The organism is Streptomyces longispororuber (assembly GCF_014656095.1).
Lineage (GTDB): Bacteria > Actinomycetota > Actinomycetes > Streptomycetales > Streptomycetaceae > Streptomyces > Streptomyces longispororuber.
This window is the reverse complement of the sequence record NZ_BNBT01000277.1, coordinates 1-4523: the sequence shown is the minus strand read 5'-3', so window position 1 is coordinate 4523 and position 4523 is coordinate 1. Positions and strand designations below refer to the sequence as shown.

Genomic DNA, 4523 nt, shown 5'->3' with positions numbered 1-4523 from the left:
GGTGGCGGTGGGCGCCGCCGCCGTCGCCGCCGCCGCGGGGACCGCCCTCGGGCCCTACGACGCCGTGCGCAACGCGGCCGCGGTGCTGCTCGCCTGCGCCGCCGCCGAGGGCCTCCTCCGCCACTGCCGCAGGCGCTTCGGCGGCGTCACCGGCGACGTCTTCGGCGGACTCGCCGAGACCGCCGCCACCACCGCGCTGCTTGTGCTCGCCCTCGGCCCACACGCACAGTGAGGCACACCGCATCGCTTACGGGCGTAGGCTCGCGACGGGCTTACCACCCCAAAGCCCGCTGGAACTCGAGAAACCTCCACATGAAAGAGGGACTTCAGCACCGTGACTGCTCTGACTCTCAGCACCGCCGCGGCGTCCGGCCTGCGCGCCGACGCGATCGTCGTCGGTGTCGCGAAGGGTGCCAAGGGGCCGCTCGTGGCCCCGGGCGCCGAGTCCGTGGACAAGGCGTACGACGGCAAGCTCGCGTCCGTCCTGGAGACCCTCGGCGCCTCGGGCGCCGAGGGCGAGGTGACGAAGCTGCCCGCGCCGTCCGGCTTCAAGGCGCCGGTGGTCCTGGCAGTCGGCCTCGGCCCGGTCCCCGAGAAGGACCAGGCGTACGAGGGTGAGGCCCTGCGCCGCGCCGCCGGTGCGGCCGCCCGCGCCCTCGCCGGTGCGAAGAAGGCCGGGTTCGCGCTGCCCGTCGAGGACGCCGCCGACGCCGCCGCGATCGCCGAGGGCGCGCTGCTCGGCGCATACTCCTTCGACGCGTACAAGGACGTCGCCGACGACAAGGCCGCCAAGGGCAAGGCCGGCCGGGCCGGCAAGGCCAAGGACGCGAACGGCGCCAAGGGCCCGCTCGCCGAGGCGACCCTGCTCGGCGGCAAGCCGCGCGACAAGGCCTACAAGGCCGCCGTCGAGCGCGCCGTGGCCGTCTGCGAGGAGCTCAACCGCGCCCGCGACCTGATCAACACCCCGCCGAACGACCTCGACCCGGAGGCCTTCGCCGCCGTGGCCACGGCCGCCGGCAAGGAGCACGGCATCAAGGTGCAGGTGCTCGACGAGAAGGCGCTCGCCAAGGGCGGCTACGGCGGCATCCTCGGCGTCGGCGCCGGCTCGGCCGCCCCGCCCCGCCTGGTCAAGCTGTCGTACACCTCGTCGAAGGCGAAGAAGCACCTGGCCTTCGTCGGCAAGGGCATCACGTACGACTCGGGCGGTATCTCGCTCAAGCCCGCCGGTCACAACGAGACCATGAAGTGCGACATGAGCGGCGCCGCCGCCGTGTTCGCGGCCGTGGTCGCCGCCGCGCGCCTGGGCCTGGAGGTCAACGTCACCGGCTGGCTGGCGCTCGCCGAGAACATGCCGTCCGGCTCGGCCACCCGTCCGGGCGACGTGCTGCGCATGTACAGCGGCAAGACGGTGGAGGTCCTCAACACCGACGCCGAGGGCCGCCTCGTCCTCGCCGACGCGCTCACCAAGGCCTCCGAGGAGCAGCCCGACGCGATCGTCGACGTGGCGACGCTGACCGGCGCGATGGTCCTGGCCCTCGGCGACCGCACCTTCGGCATCATGGCCAACGACGACGCCTTCCGCGCCTCGATCCACGAGGTCGCCGAGGAGGTCGGCGAGCCGTCCTGGCCGATGCCGATGCCGGAGCACCTGCGCAAGGGCATGGACTCCCCCACCGCCGACATCGCCAACATGGGCGAGCGCATGGGTGGCGGCCTGGTCGCGGGCCTGTTCCTGCGCGAGTTCGTGGGCGAGGGCATCACCTGGGCCCACCTGGACATCGCGGGCCCGGCCTACCACGAGGGCGCCCCGTACGGCTACACCCCCAAGGGCGGCACCGGCTCCGCCGTACGCACGCTGGTGCGCCTCGCGGAGCGCACCGCCGCGGGCGACCTCGGCTGACCGGTCGACCGGCCGGCCCAGGGCGCTCGGCCCACGCCACGCGTACGGCTCCGGGACACGCGCGTGCCCGGGGCCGTACGCGTGTCCGCGCCCGCGGTGGCGTACGCCGGTGCGCCGCCGCGGGACAGTTTCGCTCTCAACGAAATCCGCGGGGTCCCGCCCGGCCCCGGCCCCGTGGAGCGGGCGCCGGGCCCGCCACAGCCCGGCCCGGCGTCCCGCCTGCCGCCGACAAGTGCGAAGATGGGTTCTCGGCAGGACAGGGCCCCCACCACAGGGCCGAAGAAGAGCGGCCGAATACCAGCCGACCGACCGGTGGTCCCCGGCAAGCGGGGTCCGGCGCACGGCGCACATGCATGGAGGACGTGACGTGGCGAACGACGCCAGCACCGTTTTCGACCTAGTGATCCTCGGCGGTGGTAGCGGCGGTTACGCCGCGGCCCTGCGCGCCTCGCAGCTGGGTCTGGACGTCGCACTGATCGAGAAGAACAAGCTCGGCGGCACCTGCCTGCACAACGGCTGCATCCCCACCAAGGCCCTGCTGCACGCCGGCGAGATCGCCGACCAGGCGCGCGAGGCCGAGCAGTTCGGTGTCAAGGCCAGCCTCGAGGGCATCGACATCAAGGGCGTCCACAAGTACAAGGACGACGTGATCGCGGGCCTGTACAAGGGCCTCCAGGGCCTGGTCGCCTCCCGCAAGGTCACGTACATCGAGGGCGAGGGCCGCCTGTCGTCCCCGACCTCCGTCGACGTGAACGGACAGCGGATCCAGGGCCGTCACATCCTCCTGGCGACCGGCTCCGTGCCGAAGTCCCTGCCGGGCCTGGAGATCGACGGCAACCGCGTCATCTCCTCGGACCACGCCCTGACGCTGGACCGCGTCCCGCAGTCCGCGATCATCCTGGGCGGCGGCGTCATCGGCGTCGAGTTCGCCTCCGCGTGGAAGTCCTTCGGCACCGACGTGACCATCGTCGAGGGCCTCAAGCACCTCGTGCCGGCCGAGGACGAGAACAGCTCCAAGCTCCTCGAGCGCGCCTTCCGCAAGCGCGGCATCAAGTTCAACCTCGGCACCTTCTTCGACAAGGCCGAGTACACCGAGAACGGCGTGCGGGTCACCCTCGCCGACGGCAAGACCTTCGAGGCCGAGGTGCTGCTCGTCGCGATCGGCCGCGGCCCGGTCTCGCAGGGCCTCGGGTACGAGGAGCAGGGCGTCGCCATGGACCGCGGCCACGTCCTCGTCGACGAGTACATGCGGACGAACGTGCCGACGATCTCCGCCGTGGGCGACCTCGTCCCGACGCTCCAGCTCGCGCACGTCGGCTTCGCCGAGGGCATCCTGGTGGCGGAGCGCCTGGCCGGTCTGAAGACCGTGCCGATCGACTACGACGGCGTGCCGCGGGTGACGTACTGCCACCCCGAGGTCGCGTCGGTCGGCATCACCGAGGCCAAGGCCAAGGAGGTCTACGGCGCGGACAAGGTCGTCGCCCTGAAGTACAACCTCGCGGGCAACGGCCGGAGCAAGATCCTGAAGACCGCGGGCGAGATCAAGCTCGTCCAGGTCAAGAACGGTGCCGTGGTCGGCGTCCACATGGTGGGCGACCGCATGGGTGAGCAGGTGGGCGAGGCCCAGCTCATCTACAACTGGGAGGCCCTGCCCGCCGAGGTGGCGCAGCTCATCCACGCCCACCCGACGCAGAACGAGGCGCTCGGCGAGGCCCACCTCGCCCTCGCCGGCAAGCCGCTGCACTCGCACGACTGACCTTCAGTCCACGGGCGCGACGACCAGACTTCCTTCCCCGGCTCTCGACTACGCTCGGGCCGGGGGAGACCCCACATTCGTAAGGAGCAACTGAAACCATGGCGGTTTCCGTAACCCTTCCGGCGCTCGGCGAGAGCGTCACCGAGGGCACTGTCACCCGCTGGCTGAAGGCCGAGGGCGAGCGCGTCGAGGCCGACGAGCCGCTGCTGGAGGTGTCGACCGACAAGGTCGACACCGAGATCCCCTCCCCCGCCGCCGGCGTCCTGGCCTCCATCAAGGTCGCCGAGGACGAGACCGTCGAGGTCGGCGCCGAGCTGGCCGTCATCGACGACGGCTCCGGCGACGCGGGCGGCTCGGCCGCCCCGGCGCAGGCCGAGGCCCCGGCCGCTCCGGCCGAGGCCCCCGCCCAGGAGGCCCCGCAGCAGGAGGCCCCGCAGGCCGCCCCGCAGCAGGCCGAGGCCCCCGCGCAGGAGGCCCCGGCGTCGTCCGGCGGCTCCGCCGAGGGCACCGACGTGACGCTGCCCGCGCTCGGTGAGTCCGTCACCGAGGGCACCGTCACCCGCTGGCTGAAGGAGGTCGGCGAGGAGGTCGAGGCCGACGAGCCGCTGCTCGAGGTCTCCACCGACAAGGTCGACACCGAGATCCCGGCCCCGGTCGCGGGCGTGCTGCTCGAGATCGTCGTCGGTGAGGACGAGACCGCCGAGGTCGGCGCGAAGCTCGCCGTCATCGGCGCCCCGGGTGCCGCCCCGGCGCAGGCCAAGGAGGAGGCCCCGGCCGCCCCGCAGCAGGCCGAGGCCCCCGCCCAGGAGGCCCCGGCCCCCGCGCAGCCCGCCGCTCCGGCCAAGGCCGAGGCCCCGGCGCAGCCGG

At 73.1% G+C, this 4523-nt stretch carries 4 protein-coding genes; all 4 read left to right on the top strand.

Going from position 1 to position 4523, the window contains the following annotated elements:
• Positions 1–232 (top strand): adenosylcobinamide-GDP ribazoletransferase (locus IE330_RS37805; RefSeq protein ID WP_190140711.1); only part of this gene is annotated, 232 nt, incomplete at its 5' end.
• A 102-nt stretch (positions 233–334) separates the two neighbouring features.
• Positions 335–1900 carry a leucyl aminopeptidase gene (locus tag IE330_RS37800; RefSeq protein WP_190140710.1) on the top strand — a complete coding sequence of 522 codons (1566 nt, stop codon included), beginning with the start codon at positions 335–337 and terminating at the stop codon, positions 1898–1900.
• Between the two features lie 367 nt (positions 1901–2267).
• Complete coding sequence (gene lpdA, locus IE330_RS37795; protein ID WP_190140709.1) at positions 2268–3656, top strand: dihydrolipoyl dehydrogenase; 1389 nt, start codon at positions 2268–2270, stop codon at positions 3654–3656.
• Positions 3657–3754: 98 nt separating this feature from the next.
• Positions 3755–4523, top strand: a 769-nt coding sequence (locus IE330_RS37790; RefSeq protein WP_308439084.1) for a biotin/lipoyl-containing protein, incomplete at its 3' end; no start/stop codon positions are given.